Here is a 16,796-nt window from a genome sequence, read left to right as displayed (position 1 = left end):
CCCGAGGAGACTGCCATGTACTTCACCGACCGCGGCATCGAGGAACTCGTCGCCCGCCGCGGCGAGGAGCAGGTCTCGATGGTGTGGGTCGCCGAGCGCCTGCGCGAGTTCGTCGACCTCAACCCCGAGTTCGAGACGCCGGTCGAGCGCCTGGCCACCTGGCTGGCCCGCCTCGACGACGAGGACGAGGACGATCTGGACTGACTTTCCGGTCCGATGTCCGCATCGACCCCAGGCTCCCCCGAGGCGCCCGGACGGCCACGTGGCCGGATCCGGGCGCCTCGTGTTTGAGGGCGGTTCGCGAGGTCACGGGGGCATCCTGGGCCCGGCCGGCCCTGTCCGTCCCGGGAGGTCCGGACCTCACCACCCGCAACAAAAGCCTGTGAAGCATAAATCTGTCCCAACAGGCAAGACAGCACCACCGGAAATATTGCGCTGTTTTGCTTCGGAGGTAAATAATGCTCTCAGGGGGAGCGAGACAGCGGTGCCCAGGCCGCCCACCATCCGGCCGGAACCCGCCCGCGACCCGTTCGGCGAACTCCAAAGAAACGGACAAGAGTGACCTATCCCTCACCCGGGACCTGCTGTTTGAAGTCCGGCACGGGTATGTCACAATCGCTGGACGGGTGACCCCCGTGTTCCTCGAGAGGCGACCAACCCGGCACCCCCCCACCTGAAGGCAGGGTGTCTTACCTCTGGCGTCTGCCCGAAATTCCGAAACTTCTTCTTGTGGGGTCGCTGTGGCTACTGACCTTCCCGATTACTCCGACGATCCGGCTTTCTCGCTCCACGTGGGCGGCAAGCTCGAGGTCCGCTCGACCATCCCGGTCCGCGACAAGGACGATCTCTCCCTCGCCTACACCCCCGGGGTGGCCCGCGTCTGCACCGCCATCGCCGACCACCCGGAGCTGGCCTACGAGTACACCTGGACCTCCAAGGTCGTCGCCGTCGTCACCGACGGCACCGCGGTCCTGGGTCTCGGTGACATCGGCCCCGCCGCGTCCATGCCGGTCATGGAGGGCAAGTCACTGCTGTTCAAGGAGTTCGCGGGCGTCGACTCGGTGCCGATCGCGCTGGCCACGACCGACGTGGACGAGATCGTCGACACCGTCATCCGGATGGCCCCGTCCTTCGGCGGGATCAACCTCGAGGACATCAGCGCCCCCCGCTGCTTCGAGATCGAGGACCGGCTGCGCGCCGCCCTCGACATCCCGGTCTTCCACGACGACCAGCACGGCACCGCGATCGTCTCGCTCGCCGCGCTGACCAACGCCTCCCGCCTCATCGGCAAGCCGCTGTCGCAGATGCGCGGCGTCATCGCCGGCGCGGGCGCCTCGGGCGTCGCGGTCTGCCGCATCCTGCTGAACGCGGGCGTCGGCGACATCGCGGTGTCCGACAGCAAGGGCCTGGTCTACGCGGGCCGCGACGGCCTCAACGACATCAAGAAGGCCCTGGCCGCCGACACCAACAAGGCGGGCCTCACCGGCTCGACCGAGGAGGCCCTGCGCGGCGCCGACTTCTTCATCGGCCTGTCGGGCTCCACGGTCGCCGAGAACGCCATCGCCACCATGGCCGACGACGCGATCGTCTTCGCGCTGTCGAACCCCACCCCCGAGGTCCACCCCGACGTCGCCCGCGCCCACGCGCGCGTCGTGGCCACCGGCCGCAGCGACTTCCCCAACCAGATCAACAACGTGCTGGCCTTCCCCGGCATCTTCAAGGGCGCCTTCGACGTCCGCGCGCACTCGATCACCGAGGGCATGAAGGTCGCCGCCGCCGAGGCGCTGGCCGCCGTGGTCACCGACGCCGAACTGTCCGAGGACTTCATCATCCCCAGCCCGTTCGACGAGCGCGTCGCCCCTGCGGTGGTCGCCGCGGTCGCCGCCCAGGCCCGTGCCGAGGGCGTCAACCGCATCTGAGCCGGACCCGGCGCAGGGGCGCTCCGTCGCCCCGGACCACCCCTGCGCCGGGACCGAACGACCCCGTCCGGCTAGGGTGCGGCCATGTTCGCTGTCACCGCCGCGCATATCGACGCGGAGAACCCCTTGTCCGGACTCCGGCTCGGGGAGCGCCCCGACCCTGTGGCGCCCGAGGGCTGGACGACCGTCACCGTCAAAGCCGCCGCGCTCAACCACCACGACCTGTGGACCCTCAAGGGCGTGGGGGTGCGGCCCGAGCAGCTTCCGCTGGTGCTCGGCTGTGACGCGGCCGGGATCGACGAGGACGGCAACGAGGTCGTCGTGCACGCGGTGATCGGCGACCCCGATCGCGGGCACGGCGACGAGACCCTCGACCCGAAGCGCTCGCTGCTGTCGGAGGTCCACGACGGGACCTTCGCCGAGAAGGTCGTGGTGCCGCGCCGCAACCTCGTCCCCAAGCCCGCCTCCCTCTCGTTCGAGGAGGCCGCCTGCCTTCCGACGGCCTGGCTCACCGCGTACCGGATGCTGTTCGACAAGTCGGGCGTCCAGCCGGGCGGGACCGTCCTGGTGCAGGGCGCGGGCGGCGGCGTCGCCACGGCGCTGATCGCGCTCGGCGCGGCGGCCGGCTACCGGGTCTGGGCGACCAGCCGCACCGAGGCCAAGCGCGAGCGCGCGCTGAAGCTCGGCGCCGACGCGGTCTTCGAGAACGGCGCGCGGCTTCCCGACCGGGTCGACGCGGTCATGGAGACCGTCGGGGCGGCCACCTGGGCGCACTCCACCAGGTCGCTGCGGCCCGGCGGCCGGATCGTCATCTCCGGCGCCACCTCGGGCGACGCGCCCCCGGCCGAGCTGACCCGGACGTTCTTCCTCCAACTCCAGGTCGTCGGCTCCACGATGGGCACCCGCGACCAGCTCACCCGGCTGGTGAACTTCCTGGACACCACGGGCGTGCGCCCGAACATCGACCGGGTACTCCCGCTCGCCGAGGCGCGCGCCGGTTTCGCCGCGATGGCCGCGGGCGAGCAGTTCGGCAAGATTGTTTTCACCATGTGAAGCGGACTTCGGCCATGATCTGCGGGGCGGCCGGATGATCTCCGTTCTACCTGGGGTTTCCGCCGCGGAAACTCCGGCGGCGGACCCTGCCGTTGGACAATTGTCCGGCGCCCCGTGAAATTCACGGTTCACCTGCCACGGCCTCATGTGATAGTCACAGACAAGGGCGAATTCGGCATTGCTGTGATCACCGTGAGGGCGCTCGTGGACCTCCTTTCTTACGCGGACCTGGTGGTCGAACTGGTCAACACGCGCGACCCGGCCGTGGACGCGCTGCGCGATCTGGACACGCTGCGCGAGCTGCTGCTGATCCGGCCGCACCTCATGGGCCGGGTGAGCCATCGCGACCTGGAGGCCATGCGGCAGCTGCGGCAGAACCTGCGGGCGGTCTTCGAGGCGGCCTCCGACGGCGACCACGACCGCGCCGCCGACGGCGTCAACCAGCTCCTCCTGCGCCATCCGATCCATCCGCTGCTGTCCAACCACGACGGCCGGAACTGGCATCTGCACCTCATCGAGGACGGTTCGGTACCCGACCGTTATGCGGCGGGCGCGGCGATGGGCCTCGGGCTGGTGATCGGCACCCGTGGATTCCGCGCGCTCGGGGTGTGCGACGCCGACAATTGCGACAACATCCTTCTCGCCGAAGACGTCCGGAAAACGCGGCGCTACTGCTCCATCGAATGCCGCAAACGCAGCAGCGGCCAATAGCGGAACAGCACGCGCCCGACGATCGCGGTGTCCGCGACGGCACCGAAGTCCCAGCTGTCCCGTCTGCCCGGCGCCTTCTGGTTGTCGCTCTCCAGCCACCATCCGCCGTCCTGCCGGAACGTCGCCCGCTTGACGATGAGGGTCCCGGCGTGCTCGGCGACGACCACGTCGCCGGGCCGCACCGCGGCCCCCGTCCGGACGATCAGCAGGTCACCGGGGGCGAGGCCGGGCAGCATCGACGGCCCCGCGACCCGCACGGGCTTCCATCCCATCTCCGACCTCCTCGATCAAGCCGCCTCGGTGCGGGAGTAATGTCGACACGACAAGATCCGATCCATCATGACTCACGAAGGGAACCACGACCCGTGAGCGTTCTCCGTCCCACCACGGTCGTCTCGGCGCACTGCGACCTGCCCTGCGGCGTCTACGACCCCGCGCAGGCCCGCATCGAGGCCGAGTCCGTCAAGGCGACCATCGAGAAGTACCACGCGAGCGACGACGAGACCTTCAAGGCCCGCGCCATCGCGATCAAGGAAGAGCGGTCCGACCTGGTCAAGCACCACCTGTGGGTGCTGTGGACCGACTACTTCAAGCCGCCGCACTTCGAGAAGTACCCGCAACTCCACGAGCTGTTCAACGAGGCCACCAAGCTCGCCGGCGCCGGCGGCACCAAGGGCAGCCTCGACGTGAAGGTCGCCGAGAACCTCCTCGGCAAGATCGCCGAGATCGACACGATCTTCTGGGAGACCAAGAAGGCGTGACTTTCCTGACGGCGCCCGGCCCTCCACCACGAGCGGGGCCGGGCGCCGTCATTGTTTCCGGGCCCCGCCGCCCCAAGGAGCGCCAGAGTTCGGGTGATTCATCCCACTGTCTGTAAATTGGTATTCAAGATGCCACTTTGCTAGCGTCAAAGTGTGCGCCTCACCAAGTTCACCGACCTGTCGCTCCGGGCGGTCATGCGACTGGCGTCCTCCGAGGAGGACGTCCCGCTGACGACCCGTGAGATCGCGGTCGCGGTGGACGTGCCTTACGCGCACATGGCCAAGGCGATCAGCCGGCTCGCCCAGCTGGGCGTCATCACCGCCCGGCGCGGCCGCGGCGGAGGTCTCGACCTCACCGCGCTCGGCCGCCGCGCGTCCGTCGGCTGGCTGGTGCGCGAACTGGAAGGCCGGGAGGAGGTCGTCGCCTGCGAGGGCGACGCCCCGTGCCCGCTGCGCGGCGACTGCCGCCTGCGCGGCGCCCTCCGGCGCGCCCAGGAGGCGTTCTACGCCTCCCTCGACCCGATCACCATCGAGGACCTGACCTCGTCCCCTTCCGGCCCGGTCCTCGTCGGACTCACCGTCCGACCATCCGGCTGACTCCTCACCGCGCGCCCCGCGCGGCCGATGTCCGCCCTTTAATCAGTAGATGATCTACCAATTATTGGAGTCCCCTTGCTGCTCTCCGAGACCTCCGCACCCGTGGTGCGCGCGACCCTCCCCGTCATCGGCGCCCATCTCGACCGGATCGCCGAGCGCTTCTACGGCCGGCTCTTCGAGGCCCGTCCCGAGCTGCTCCGCGACCTGTTCAACCGCGGCAACCAGGCCAACGGCGACCAGCGCCGCGCGCTCGCCGGATCCATCGCCGCCTGGGCGGGCCTGCTGCTCGCCGACGAGGGCGCCGACCCGCGCGCGGTGATCAGCCGGATCTCGCACAAGCACGCCTCCCTCGGCATCACCGCCGACCAGTACAAGCTCGTCCACGAGCATCTGTTCGCCGCGATCGTCGAGGTGCTCGGCGACGCCGTCACGCCCGAGGTCGCGGCGGCCTGGGACGAGGTCTACTGGTCGATGGCCGACGCGCTCATCGCGGCCGAGGCCGACCTCTACCGGGCCGCCGGAACCGGCCCCGGCCTGGTGTGGCGCCGGATGCGGGTCACCGGGCGGACGCGGGAGACCGCCGACGTCGTCTCCTTCACCCTCAGCCCCGTCGACGGGACCCCCGCCGGGCGGTTCCGGCCCGGCCAGTACGTGAGCGTCCAGGTCGCGGCCTCCGACGGCGCCCGGCAGATCCGCCAGTACAGCCTGTCGGCCGCCCCCGGACGGGCCGAGTGGCGGATCAGCGTGAAGCGCGAGCGGCCCTACGAGGGCCCCGACGGCGAGGTCTCGACGGTCCTGCACGACGAGGTCTTCCCCGGCGACGAGATCGACGTCTCCGCCCCGTTCGGCGACCTCGTCCTGCCCGAGGGGGACGGCCCCCTCCTCCTGGCCTCCGCCGGCATCGGGATCACCCCGACCCTGTCGATGTTGCTCGCCCTCGCCCGGGAGAAGTCGGCGAGGCCCGTCACCGTCGTGCACGGCGACCGGCACCCGGACGCGCACGCCCACCGCGTCCAGCAGGAGACGGTCGCGGCCGAGCTCCCGGAGGCGGCGCTGCACGTCTGGTACGAGGAGCCCGGGACGTCCGGCGCGCGGGAGGGCTACCCCGACCTCTCCGCCGTCGACCTTCCCGCGGACGTCACCGCGCTGATCTGCGGCCCGCTGCCCTTCCTGCGCGCGACCCGTTCGGCGCTGCTGAGCCGCGGCGTGCCGGCCGAGCGCATCCACTACGAGGTCTTCGGCCCCGACCTCTGGCGCGGCGCCGCCTGAGGCAGGCCGGAGAGCGGCGGCACCGCCCGATCGGCGGCGGCTAGGCTTTCGGCATGAGCACGAAGGTCCGATCCGCGACGATCGCGGATATCCCGGTCATTCTGGGATTCATCCGCGATCTCGCGGAGTACGAGAAGGAACTGGACAAGGTCGAGACCACCGAGGACGACCTGCGCGCGGCCCTTTTCGGCCACGAGCCGAAGGTGTTCGCGCACATCGCGGAGGACTCCTCCGGCGCTCCCGTCGGTTTCGCCCTCTGGTTCCTTAATTTCTCCACCTGGACCGGGAAGCACGGGATCTACCTGGAAGACCTGTACGTCACTCCCGAGGCGCGCGGCGGCGGGCACGGCAAGGCGCTCCTCGCCGAGCTCGCCCGCATCGCCGTGACGCGGGGATACACCAGGTACGAGTGGTCCTGCCTGGACTGGAACACCCCGTCCATCGCGTTCTACGAGTCGCTCGGCGCCAAGGCGATGCACGAGTGGACGGGCTACCGGCTCGCGGGCGAAGCGCTCCAGGCCGTCGCGCGGTAGCGTGGCATCACCCCGAAGGGCTCGGCACACGGTAGTTTCAAGGGAGCGGAGCAACCCCGAAGAGGGAGACACGTGACTGAGGAAACCGCTGCCATGACGGCAGGCACCAAGCTCACCCTGCGTGACGTCGTCACGGTGAAGCTGCCTGCCGCGAGTGCCTATCTGTCGGTGCTCCGCACCGCTACGGCCGGGCTCGCGGTAAGGCTCGACTTCACCATCGATGAGATCGAGGACCTGCGCATCGCCGTCGACGAGGCGTGCGCGATGCTGCTCGCGCAGGCGGTGCCGGGCACCGACCTGAACTGCGAGTTCGAACTCACCGGCGACGCCATGCGCATCTCGGTCTCGGTGCTGACGGTCGACGGCCGCACACCGAGCCGCGACACGTTCGCCTGGACCGTTCTGTCGTCCCTGGCCGGTGAGGTGGACGCCACCGCCGGTCCGGGGGAGACGGTCACGGTCACGCTGCAGAAGCGGCGCGGCGCGGGCGGAGCGGCGTGACGCCGGCCGAGCGAACCTCCCCAGAGGAGACCCAGGAGGAGACGGTGACCGAGGAGGTCGTCGTGCCGGAGCCTCCGCGGTCCAGTGCGGTCCCCGACCGCACCCGGGCCAAAGAGCTCTTCCACAAGATGCGGGCCCTGCCCGAGGACGACCCGGAGCGCCAGCGCATCCGGGACCAGCTCGTCGAGATGCACCTTCCTCTGGTGGAGTATCTCGCGCGCCGGTTCCGCAACCGCGGCGAATGGCTGGACGACCTGGTCCAGGTCGCCACGATCGGCCTGATCAAGTCGATCGACAGGTTCGACCTGGAGCGCGGCGTGGAGTTCTCCACCTACGCCACGCCCACCATCGTCGGCGAGATCAAGCGGCACTTCCGCGACAAGGGCTGGGCGGTGCGCGTGCCGCGCCGCCTCCAGGAGCTCAAGCTGAGCCTCACCAAGGCGATCAGCGAGCTGGCCCAGAAGGAGGGCCGCGCGCCCACCGTCGCGGAGCTCGCCGCGCACCTCCAGATGACCGAGGAGGAGGTGCTGGAGGGCCTGGAGTCCGCCAACGCCTACTCGACGGTCTCGCTGGACGCGCCCGACTCCGGTGACGAGGACGCGCCCGCCGTCGCCGACAGCCTCGGCATGATCGACGAGTCGCTGGAGGGCGTGGAGTACCGCGAGTCCCTGAAGCCCCTGCTGGAGAAGCTGCCACCGCGCGAGAAGAAGATCCTCCTGCTTCGCTTCTTCGGCAACATGACCCAGTCGCAGATCGCCACGGAACTGGGCATCAGCCAGATGCACGTCTCCCGGCTGCTGGCGCGCACCCTCGCCCAGCTCCGCGAGGGCCTCACGGCCGAAGACTGAGCCCGGATCCACGCAAGGCCGTCTGGGGTGCCCCTAGACGGCCTTCGGCTTGTTCCGGTTCTTGCGCTCGACCTGCTCGGCCTGCTCACCCTGCTTCTGCTCCACCCGCGTGACCCGGGGTTCTCCGGCGGCCGTTTCCGTCTCCGCGGCGGCCTGCCCGGCCTCGGCGAGGTCGTCGGCGTAGACGGCCTCGGTGACGGGCGGGCTGAGCAGGGTCAGGAGGGCGAGCACGGCGACGGTGATCAGGGGGTAGCCCCACCACGGCTGGTCGCTCTGGATCAGCGAGACCGACACCGGCAGCGCGAAGAGCTGGGTGAGCACCGCCGGGGAGCGGCTCCACCGCTGGGCCGTCCACAGCCCCTTGGCGATCCACAGGATCGCGAGGCCGCCGCCCACCGTCAGCACCGTGACGGACACCGCGGTGCCGAGGTTCGCCCGGTGCCCGAGAAGCGTCTCGAAGGCGATCGACAGCCCGAACCCGAGCGCGGCGAGACCGGTGAAGGACTGAAGGACTGCGGCTGCGGCGAGGGCACGAGGACGTTGCGACACGCCCGCCAGGTTACCTCCACGGGCCCGTGGCATACGCTGGCGCCGTGCGCGCCATGCTGATCGCCAACCCCAGAGCGTCGACGACCACCCGGCAGGTCAGGGACCTCCTCGTCCGCGCGTTCGTGGGCGATCTCGAGGTGGAGGTCGCCGAGACCGGGCACCGCGGGCACGCGATCGAGCTCGCCGCGCGGGCGGCCTACGAGGAGTTCGACGTGCTCATCGCGCTCGGCGGGGACGGGACCGTCAACGAGGCGGTGAACGGGCTGATGTCGGTGCCCGGCACCGCGGCGACCCGGCCCGCGCTGGCGATCCTGCCGGGCGGCAACGCCAATGTCTTCGCCCGCTCCCTGGGCCTGCCGGGCGACCCGATGCGCTCGCTCGCCGCGATCCTCGGGGCGCTGCGCGGCGGGCATACCAGGACCGTCTCCCTCGGGCACGTGACGACGCCGCAGGAGAGCCGCTACTACACGTTCACCGCCGGGGCCGGGCTTGACGCCGAGGTCGTCGAGGCGGTCGAGGAGGCGCGCAGCAAGGGGTCGGGCAAGGCCTCGAACGTGCTCTACGTGCGGTCCGCGCTGCGCCGGTTCTTCGCCGGGACCGACCGCGCCCTGCCCGCCCTGGAGGCCCGCGCGAACGGACGGGTGGCGCACGGCCTGTTCCTGGCCTTCGTCTCCAACACCTCGCCCTACACCTATCTGGGCCCGCGCCCGATCGTGCCGAGCCCCCGGGCCGGCCTCGGCACCGGGCTCGACCTGTTCGCGATCCGGTCGCTGCGCACCGGGCCTGTGCTCGCCGCGCTCGCCCAGATGCTCCTGCCCGCGTCGGGCGGGCCCCGGGGAAGACAGATCGTGGAATTGCACGACACGGCCGAAGTCACCCTCACCGCGCGGCGGCCGATCGCTTTGCAGGTGGACGGCGATTATGTCGGAACACGCGAGCACATGGTGTTCCGCAGTGTGCCGGGGGCGCTACGAGTGGTCATCTGAGACTGTTTCGAGACCTCCGAGAGGTCCGCCACAAATGCCCTGAGACCTAGCTCTCATTGCGCTGAGCTGCGGGAACGTCTATAGACAACCGCTTACCTGGTGAATGTGTCCGCCATGTTCCAACGGTGTGACACAACCGACAGCCATACCGGGAGAAACCTTTCTCCAAGTACTTGCGCGCTCCATTGCCGCCCTGACACGCTCAAAGTGCGCCGCGAAGGACCCAGCAGTTGGGATGCGCGGGCGCACTTCCCGGATGCCACACCCCGGCCCGGGCGACCCGACATCGTGAAACCATTCACATGGGTTTCACGGCGAGTAAGGAGTGGACGCATGGACTGGCGCCACCGCGCAGCCTGCCGTGACGTGGACCCCGAGCTGTTCTTCCCGATCGGCAACACCGGCCCGGCCCTGCTTCAGATCGAAGAGGCCAAGCAGGTCTGTCGCAAGTGCAACGAGACCGACGCCTGCCTGCGCTGGGCGCTGGAGTCCGGCCAGGACGCCGGGGTCTGGGGCGGGATGAGCGAGGACGAGCGCCGCGCGGTCAAGCGCCGCGCCGCCCGGGCTCGTGCCCGCGCCAACACCACCGCGACCGTCTGACCCGCGGACTTCTCCACTCGCTTCTCGCGCGGCGTGCGGCACAGGGCCTGAACCTTTCCGGGACCCAGCCGTACCGTCGCGCGAAGGTGTCTCCGGGACCATACGGATATGTCCGCGATTTTGGTGGTTCCTTGAGATACGGGCTTTTTGCCGTGGCCATTCGGTGTAGGTTCGGCCGCATGATGCGGACGGTGATCATGGTGGGCGCGACGGCAGGTCTCCTCGCGACGCTCGCCGCGTGCGGCGACGGCGATACCGCGCCCTCGAAGACCGACGCGCCCGCTCCGGTGCGCAGCGTGGCGGGCCTCCCCCAGGAGCTGGTCGGCCCCTGGCAGGTGGCCGAAGGCGAGGGCACGTATGCCTTCGCCGTCGACGGGACCTGGACCTGGGCCGAGCCGGGGTGCCAGGCCGGAGGCGGATACTCGGTCGCGGCCGAGAAGCTGACCCTGACCGTCAGCCGGGAGGGGTGCGGCCGCGAGGCCGGCGCCTACACCTGGGCCGTCGCCGACGCCCGGCTGACGCTCACCCGCCCCGACGGGCAGGACGAGGTCTACCTCCGCCCCCAGAACAACTGACCGGGACGTCCGGCCCGCGCGCTAGGACGTTCGGGGCCCCGGCGGTCTGTGCTGCTCCAGCGGAAGGTCCAGCACCACGCTCGCACCGCCGGTCTCCCGGTTCCCGAACACCAGGCTCCCGCCCAGCTCCCCCTCGGTGAGGGCCCGGACGATCTGGATGCCGAGGCTGTCCGCGCTCTCCGGGTCGAAATCCGCGGGCAGGCCGACGCCGTCGTCGCGCACCTCGACCGTCAGCCGCTCCTCGGTGCGCGAGACGAGCACCTCGAGGGTGCCGCCCCGTCCCGCGAGGCCGTGCTGGAGCGCGTTCTGAAGCAGCTCGGTGAGGATCATCGCGATCGGGCTGGCGATCGCCGCGGGCAGCACCCCGAAGCTGCCGAGACGGCGCGGATGCACGCGGATCTCCAGCGCCATCACCTCGCCGGACATCGCGATGACGCGGTCGGCGATCTCGTCGAAGTCGATCAGCTCGTCCGGGGTGTGCGAAAGGGTCTCGTGCACGATGGCGATCGACCCGACCCGCCGCACCGCCTCCTCCAGCGCCGCCCGGCCCTCCGGGATGCGCAGCCGCCGCGCCTGGAGCCGCAGCAGCGCCGCGACGGTCTGGAGGTTGTTCTTCACCCGGTGGTGGATCTCCCGGATCGTGGCGTCCTTGGTCATCAGCTCGCGGTCGCGCCACCGCAGCTCCGTCACGTCGCGGATGAGGGCGATCGACCCGATCTGCTCCCCCGCCACGATCAGCGGGAGCATCCTGAGCTGCACGAACGCGCCGTGCGCCTCGACCTCCACTTCCCGGTGGGCCTTGCCGCTGAGCATCCCGACGAACGACTCGTCTATCGGCTGGCGCGTCTCCGACAGCGCGGCGGTCGTCTCCCCCAGGTGGTCACCCACGAGGTCGGTGGCCAGGCCGAGCCGCCGGTAGGCCGACAGCGCGTTCGGGCTGGCGTACACCACACGTCCGGTGCGGTCCACCCGCAGCAGGCCGTCGCCGACGCGCGGGGACCTGATGAGGTTCGCCTCCGCCCCCGGCACCGGGAAACGGCCCTCGGCGATCATCTGGGCGAGGTCACTGGCGCTCTGGAGATAGGTCAGCTCCAGCCGCGACGGGGTCCGCGCCGAACTGAGGTTGGTGCTGCGCTGGATGACGCCGAGCATCTTGGACTGGCTGCCGTGCCTGGACAGGATCGGAATCGACTCCTCCCGGACGGGGATGCCGCTCCCCCACTCGGGATCGCCTTCGCGCACTATGCGCCGCTCCCGCCAGGCGACGTCGATGAGACCGCGCTTGCCCGTCCGGACGACCTTGCCGACGAGGTCGTCGGGATAGGCGGTCGGGCCGGTGGTCGGGCGCATCTGGGCGACGCACACCCACTCCTCGACCGCCTTGGGCGGCCAGTTCCCACCCCCGTCGGCGCGTTTCTGCGGTACCCACAGGACCAGGTCGGCGAACGACAGGTCGGCCAGCAGCTGCCAGTCCGAGACCAGCGCGTGCAGCCATTCGAGGTCGCGCTGATCCAGATCGGTCTGCTTGCGGACGAGGTCGGGCAAGGTAGGCACCTGCCCATCATTCCAGCCCGGCCTCCTGCGAGGATGGGCAGGTGAGCGCGACCGACCGCACAGACCGTCCCGGCCCCCTTCTCCGGCTGACCGAGGCGACCGCGCGGCGCGACGCCGCCGGCCTGCGCCGCCATCTGCGGCCCCGTACCGGCGACTTCGACGGGCTCGTCGACCTCGCCTCCAACGACTACCTGGGCCTCTCCCGGGACCCGCGCCTCATCGACGGGGCGGTCCGCGCGCTGCACGGCTACGGCACCGGATCGACCGGCTCCCGGCTGGTCACCGGCACGACCCGGCTGCACGACGAACTCGACAGCAGGCTCGCCGCCTTCTGCGGCGCCCCCTCCGGGCTGACCTTCTCCTCCGGCTACCTCGCCAACCTCGGGGCGGTGACCGCGCTGTCCGGCGCCGGCGCCCTGGTGATCTCCGACCAGGTCAACCACGCCTCGATCGTCGACGCCTGCCGGCTGTCCCGCGCCCGGGTGAAGATCGTCCCGCACCGGGACGTCGCCGCGGTGAAGAGGGCGCTCGCCGAACGGGAGGAGGAGACCGCGGTCGTCGTCACCGACGCGGTGTTCTCCGTGGACGGGGACGTCGCGCCGCTCGCGGAGCTGCACCGGGCCGTCCGGGCGCACGGGGCGCTGCTCGTCGTGGACGAGGCGCACGCCCTGGGCGTCGTCGGGGAGCACGGGCGCGGGGCCTCCTGGGCCGCGGGCATCGCGGGCGAACCGGACGTGGTCCTCACCCTCACCCTGTCGAAGTCCCTGGCCTCCCAGGGCGGGGCCGTCCTCGGCGCCCCCGAGGTCCGCGAGACGCTCATCGACACCGCGCGCAGCATGATCTTCGACACCGGGCTGAACCCCGCGGCGCTCGGCTCCGCCCTCGCCGCCCTCGATGTGATCGAGAACTCACCCGAGCTGCCGGGACGGGCCAGGGCCGTCGCGCGGCGGGTCGTGAAGATCGCCGAAGCGCACGGGCTGGAGACCAGGATTCCGGACGCCGCGGTCGTCCCGGTCTTTCTCGGACAGCCCCAAAAGGCCCTTCGTGCTGCGGAGATCTGCCTCGAGCACGGATTGCGGGTTGGCTGTTTCCGGCCACCCTCGGTGCCCGAAGGACGCGCGTGCCTGAGAATCACGGCGCGGGCGAGTCTCGGCGAGGCGGAACTCACACGCCTCGACCAGGCACTCGCGGCGGTCGCCCGCACTGTGGCCCCGTAACCTGCTCGCGTAACATCGAGCCAAACCGGCGGTGAACAAGGAGCTTCGTTGACAGCCGAACACGCACTGGGCGACTTCGGGCTCGCGTCCCCTCCCGGCAGGCCGCAGATGCCCGGGAACCCCCTCGCGAGCTCGCCCCGCGTGCCCAAGTACTACCGGCTGAAGGAACTGCTCGTCGAGCTGATCACCTCACTGCCGGCCGGCAGCCCGCTCCCGCCCGAGCGGACCCTCGCCGAGCGGTACGGCACCTCCCGTACGACCGTGCGCCAGGCGCTCGCCGAGCTCGTCGTCGAGGGACGGCTCCAGCGGATCCAGGGCAAGGGCACCTTCGTGGCCAAGCCGAAGGTCCCGCACCAGCTCCAGCTCGTCGGCTACACCGAGGACATGCGGCACCACGGCCTCCTCCCGGAGACCCGGATGCTCGACGTGGCCTACCTGACCGCCGACGAACGGCTCGCGACGCTCCTCGGCATCCGCCCCGGCGGCCGGGTCCTGCGCATCCACCGGCTCCGCCTCGCCGACGGCGACCCGATGTCGATCGACTACACCCACCTGCCCGCACGGCGCTTTCCCGGCCTCCGCAAGGAACTGTCCCGGAACCTGTCGCTGTACGAGACCCTCGCCGCCGCCTACGACGTCCACCTCGCCGAGGCCGAGGAGACCATAGAGACGGTCCTGGCCACCCCCTACGACGCCCAGATCCTCGGCGTCGACGTGGGCCTCCCCCTCATGCTGATCTCCCGCCAGTCCTTCGACACCACCGGCGAACCCGTCGAATGGGCCCAGTCCTTCTACCGCGGCGACCGCTACAAGTTCGTCACGCGCCTGCGACGACCCGGCAATTAGATCGCTCGGGACAGCCCAGGATTCCGGGGAAAAGGACACTCGTCGCAGGCGCTGGTTTTGCATTGCCGCGCCTCCGGCGCGGCGTGATCGGGCGCTTGAAATCCCTGGACTGCCCCTGCGGCCCTAGGGGCCTACGGGGCGGCCCAGGGGTGCCCGATCACCGGTCCTCGGCCCCAGGGGGCCTGCGGCGTGCGAATTGCCCGATGCGGTCTCTCTTGGGCGCTGCCCGGGTTCCGCCGATACGGATCTCGGCCGAGCTCCCGAGGATCAGAGCGTTTGCGACAGGGCCTTGATCGGCATCTGGAGTTCCGTGAGGAGGTCCAGGTCCTTGGTGGCGGTGCGGCCGAGGGTCGTCAGGTAGTTGCCGACGATCATGGCGTTGATGCCGCCGAGGAGGCCGTCCTTGGTGCCGAGGTCGCCGAGGGTGAGCTCGCGGCCGCCGGCGTAGCGGAGGATCGTGCGGGGGAGCACGAGGCGGAACGTGGCGATGGTCTTCAGGGCCTCGGGGCCCTCGACCAGGGGGAAGCTCTCGAAGGGGGTGCCGGGGCGGGGGTTGAGGAAGTTCAGGGGGACCTCGTGCGGGTCCAGCTCGGCGAGCTGCGCGGCGAACTCGGCGCGCTGCTCCAGCGTCTCGCCCATGCCGATGAGGCCGCCGCAGCACACCTCCATCCCGGCGTCGCGCACCATCTGGAGGGTGTCCCAGCGCTCTTCCCAGGTGTGGGTGGTGACCACGTTGGGGAAGTGGGAACGGGCCGTCTCCAGGTTGTGGTTGTAGCGGTGGATCCCCCAGGACGCCAGGTCGTCGACCTGCTCCTGGGTGAGCATGCCGAGCGAGCAGGCGATCTGGATGTCGACCGCCGCGTTGATCGCCTCGACACCCTGCTTGACCTGGTCCATCAGCCGCTTGTCCGGGCCGCGGACCGCGGCGACGATGCAGAACTCCGTCGCGCCGGTCTTGGCCGTCTCCCTGGCCGCCTCGACGAGCGACGGGATGTCCAGCCACGCGGCCCGCACCGGGGAGGAGAACTGGCCGGACTGCGAGCAGAAGTGGCAGTCCTCGGGGCAGCCGCCGGTCTTGACCGAGACGATGCCCTCGACCTCGACCTCCGGCCCGCAGTGCCGCATCCGCACCTCGTGGGCGAGGCCGAGCAGCTCCTCAAGCCGTTCGTCGGGGAGGGACAGGCATTCAAGAGCCTGCGCGGCGTCCAGGCCCCTGCCCTCTTCGAGCACCTGCTGCCTGGCTATCGCAAGGATGTCAGTCACGCTATGCGCCTCTCGCTTGAGTCTGACGGAACGTACCAGCGTCGAAAATCCCGCCGAACACCGGGGAGAGCCCGGTTCTGGCGGCGAGCAGGAACTCGGGGGCGTCCATCCGGCCGGCCCCGGCGGGCAGGACTCCGCCGAGCGGGCGGGCGGCGAGCGTCTCCAGGTCGCGCAGGTTGCTGCGCATCGCCAGGTCGGGCTCGTCCGGCCACGATCCGACGACGAGCCCGGCGAGCTGGACCCCGCGGTGCGCCAGCGCCTCAAGGGTGAGCGCGGTGTGGTTCAGGGTGCCGAGGTCGGGCCGCACCGTGACGACGACGGGCGCGCCGAGCCAGCGCGCCAGATCCGCGATCGTGTTGCCCTCTTCGTCGAACCTGACGAGCAGGCCGCCGGCGCCCTCGACCAGGACGAGGTCCCGGGATCCCGCGAGATCGCGGATCAGCGGCACGGCCTGCGGCAGCTGCGCGGGCGGCAGCCCGCTCGCCCGTGCGGCGGCGGCCGGCGACAGCGGATCGGGGAACCGCGCCCCCTCGTGCAGATCGGTGATCCCGGCGAGCCGGCCCACCTCGAAAAGATCACCTGGTTCGTCCGGGGCGACACCGGTCTGCGCGGGTTTGACCACGGCGACCTTCGCTCCCCGCGCCGCCGCGAGCGCCGCCAGCGCCGCCGTCACAACGGTCTTCCCCACACCGGTGTCAGTACCGGTGACCACGAGCACACTCACGACACCCGACCCTAGCGCCGCCCCCTCGGCCCGCCCGCTCGCGGAATCCCACAGAAAAAGGCGGGCGCCTTTGTTCTCAGGGGGAGGTCAGGGCGCCGTGCTGGGAGCAGGTGGCGCGCCAGCCGAGCGGGGTCACCTGGACGACCATCCGGCGGCGGCACGCGGTGCAGTAGCGGGGCGGCTCCATCCGGAGGGCGGTCCGGCAGGCCGCGTGATCGCCGCCGGACTCCGTACCGCAGTGCGCGCAGAACACGTCGATGACCCGATCTTCCACGGCCCGATTCTCCATG

At 70.7% G+C, this 16,796-nt stretch carries 21 protein-coding genes; 15 read left to right on the top strand and 6 right to left on the bottom strand.

Translation table 11 applies throughout. The features are described 5' to 3' along the window. Positions 1–15: 15 nt before the first annotated feature. From EDD29_RS03440 to EDD29_RS03425, 4 genes are all read left to right on the top strand, one after another. Positions 16–204 carry a DUF6104 family protein gene (locus EDD29_RS03440; RefSeq protein WP_123662179.1) on the top strand — a complete coding sequence of 63 codons (189 nt, stop codon included), beginning with the start codon at positions 16–18 and terminating at the stop codon, positions 202–204. 536 nt (positions 205–740) lie between these two features. Further along, positions 741–1,919 (top strand): NAD(P)-dependent malic enzyme, encoded by a 1,179-nt coding sequence (locus EDD29_RS03435; protein ID WP_211359546.1) that lies wholly within the window; start codon positions 741–743, stop codon positions 1,917–1,919. An 84-nt stretch (positions 1,920–2,003) separates the two neighbouring features. Next, positions 2,004–2,972 carry a zinc-binding dehydrogenase gene (locus EDD29_RS03430; RefSeq protein ID WP_123662175.1) on the top strand — a complete coding sequence of 323 codons (969 nt, stop codon included), beginning with the start codon at positions 2,004–2,006 and terminating at the stop codon, positions 2,970–2,972. Positions 2,973–3,164: 192 nt separating this feature from the next. Next, the gene (locus tag EDD29_RS03425; RefSeq protein WP_246052488.1) at positions 3,165–3,683 is read left to right on the top strand and encodes a CGNR zinc finger domain-containing protein; all 519 of its coding nucleotides are present in this window, start codon (positions 3,165–3,167) and stop codon (positions 3,681–3,683) included. Here EDD29_RS03425 and EDD29_RS03420 read toward each other — a convergent pair. Further along, positions 3,641–3,955 (bottom strand): S24 family peptidase, encoded by a 315-nt coding sequence (locus tag EDD29_RS03420; protein ID WP_123662173.1) that lies wholly within the window; start codon positions 3,953–3,955, stop codon positions 3,641–3,643. The two genes, EDD29_RS03425 and EDD29_RS03420, sit on opposite strands and share 43 nt — an antisense overlap. 93 nt (positions 3,956–4,048) lie before the next feature. Here EDD29_RS03420 and sodN point away from each other — a divergent pair, with 93 nt between their 5' ends. The 6 genes from sodN to EDD29_RS03390 all read left to right on the top strand — a co-directional run bounded on the left by sodN (position 4,049) and on the right by EDD29_RS03390 (position 8,192). Then, positions 4,049–4,444, top strand: a complete 396-nt coding sequence (gene sodN, locus EDD29_RS03415) for a superoxide dismutase, Ni (RefSeq protein WP_246052487.1) — start codon at positions 4,049–4,051, stop codon at positions 4,442–4,444. Between the two features lie 153 nt (positions 4,445–4,597). Beyond that, the gene (locus EDD29_RS03410; RefSeq protein WP_123662169.1) at positions 4,598–5,041 is read left to right on the top strand and encodes an RrF2 family transcriptional regulator; all 444 of its coding nucleotides are present in this window, start codon (positions 4,598–4,600) and stop codon (positions 5,039–5,041) included. A 75-nt stretch (positions 5,042–5,116) separates the two neighbouring features. Next, the gene (locus EDD29_RS03405) at positions 5,117–6,310 is read left to right on the top strand and encodes a globin domain-containing protein (RefSeq protein WP_342774389.1); all 1,194 of its coding nucleotides are present in this window, start codon (positions 5,117–5,119) and stop codon (positions 6,308–6,310) included. A gap of 53 nt (positions 6,311–6,363) precedes the next feature. After that, positions 6,364–6,843 (top strand): GNAT family N-acetyltransferase, encoded by a 480-nt coding sequence (locus EDD29_RS03400; protein WP_123662167.1) that lies wholly within the window; start codon positions 6,364–6,366, stop codon positions 6,841–6,843. A gap of 72 nt (positions 6,844–6,915) precedes the next feature. After that, positions 6,916–7,344 (top strand): ATP-binding protein, encoded by a 429-nt coding sequence (locus EDD29_RS03395; RefSeq protein ID WP_123662165.1) that lies wholly within the window; start codon positions 6,916–6,918, stop codon positions 7,342–7,344. A 128-nt stretch (positions 7,345–7,472) separates the two neighbouring features. After that, positions 7,473–8,192 carry an RNA polymerase sigma factor SigF gene (locus EDD29_RS03390; protein ID WP_230612830.1) on the top strand — a complete coding sequence of 240 codons (720 nt, stop codon included), beginning with the start codon at positions 7,473–7,475 and terminating at the stop codon, positions 8,190–8,192. Between the two features lie 33 nt (positions 8,193–8,225). On the opposite strand, the gene EDD29_RS03385 is transcribed toward EDD29_RS03390, so the two are convergent. Further along, positions 8,226–8,741: a hypothetical protein gene (locus EDD29_RS03385; RefSeq protein ID WP_211359545.1), complete on the bottom strand. Its 516-nt coding sequence runs from the start codon at positions 8,739–8,741 to the stop codon at positions 8,226–8,228. A gap of 53 nt (positions 8,742–8,794) precedes the next feature. Between EDD29_RS03385 and EDD29_RS03380 the strand changes: the two genes are divergently transcribed. The 3 genes from EDD29_RS03380 to EDD29_RS03370 all read left to right on the top strand — a co-directional run bounded on the left by EDD29_RS03380 (position 8,795) and on the right by EDD29_RS03370 (position 10,902). Beyond that, complete coding sequence (locus tag EDD29_RS03380) at positions 8,795–9,727, top strand: diacylglycerol/lipid kinase family protein (RefSeq protein ID WP_246053357.1); 933 nt, start codon at positions 8,795–8,797, stop codon at positions 9,725–9,727. 333 nt (positions 9,728–10,060) lie between these two features. After that, complete coding sequence (locus EDD29_RS03375; protein WP_123662160.1) at positions 10,061–10,327, top strand: WhiB family transcriptional regulator; 267 nt, start codon at positions 10,061–10,063, stop codon at positions 10,325–10,327. Between the two features lie 179 nt (positions 10,328–10,506). Continuing rightward, positions 10,507–10,902 carry a hypothetical protein gene (locus EDD29_RS03370; protein WP_123662158.1) on the top strand — a complete coding sequence of 132 codons (396 nt, stop codon included), beginning with the start codon at positions 10,507–10,509 and terminating at the stop codon, positions 10,900–10,902. A gap of 21 nt (positions 10,903–10,923) precedes the next feature. Here EDD29_RS03370 and EDD29_RS03365 read toward each other — a convergent pair whose 3' ends face one another. After that, entirely contained in the window at positions 10,924–12,456 is a 1,533-nt protein-coding gene (locus EDD29_RS03365) for a sensor histidine kinase (protein ID WP_123662156.1), read from the bottom strand. A gap of 41 nt (positions 12,457–12,497) precedes the next feature. On the opposite strand from EDD29_RS03365, the gene EDD29_RS03360 reads away from it, so the two are divergent. Together EDD29_RS03360 and EDD29_RS03355 are read left to right on the top strand one after the other, a co-directional pair. Further along, the gene (locus EDD29_RS03360) at positions 12,498–13,673 is read left to right on the top strand and encodes an 8-amino-7-oxononanoate synthase (RefSeq protein WP_123662154.1); all 1,176 of its coding nucleotides are present in this window, start codon (positions 12,498–12,500) and stop codon (positions 13,671–13,673) included. A gap of 108 nt (positions 13,674–13,781) precedes the next feature. Beyond that, the gene (locus EDD29_RS03355; RefSeq protein ID WP_123670248.1) at positions 13,782–14,519 is read left to right on the top strand and encodes a GntR family transcriptional regulator; all 738 of its coding nucleotides are present in this window, start codon (positions 13,782–13,784) and stop codon (positions 14,517–14,519) included. 267 nt (positions 14,520–14,786) lie between these two features. Here EDD29_RS03355 and bioB read toward each other — a convergent pair whose 3' ends face one another. From bioB to bsaP, 3 genes are all read right to left on the bottom strand, one after another. Beyond that, on the bottom strand, positions 14,787–15,782 hold the full coding sequence (gene bioB / locus EDD29_RS03350) for a biotin synthase BioB (protein ID WP_123662152.1): 996 nt from the start codon (positions 15,780–15,782) through the stop codon (positions 14,787–14,789). 1 nt (position 15,783) lies between these two features. Continuing rightward, positions 15,784–16,506 (bottom strand): dethiobiotin synthase, encoded by a 723-nt coding sequence (gene bioD / locus EDD29_RS03345; protein WP_123662150.1) that lies wholly within the window; start codon positions 16,504–16,506, stop codon positions 15,784–15,786. Positions 16,507–16,582: 76 nt separating this feature from the next. Further along, positions 16,583–16,780, bottom strand: a complete 198-nt coding sequence (gene bsaP / locus EDD29_RS03340; RefSeq protein WP_246052486.1) for a biotin synthase auxiliary protein BsaP — start codon at positions 16,778–16,780, stop codon at positions 16,583–16,585. Between the last annotated feature and the right edge of the window lie 16 nt (positions 16,781–16,796).

Source organism: Actinocorallia herbida, assembly GCF_003751225.1.
GTDB classification, from domain to species: domain Bacteria; phylum Actinomycetota; class Actinomycetes; order Streptosporangiales; family Streptosporangiaceae; genus Actinocorallia; species Actinocorallia herbida.
This window is presented reverse-complemented; position numbering and strand designations above follow the sequence as displayed.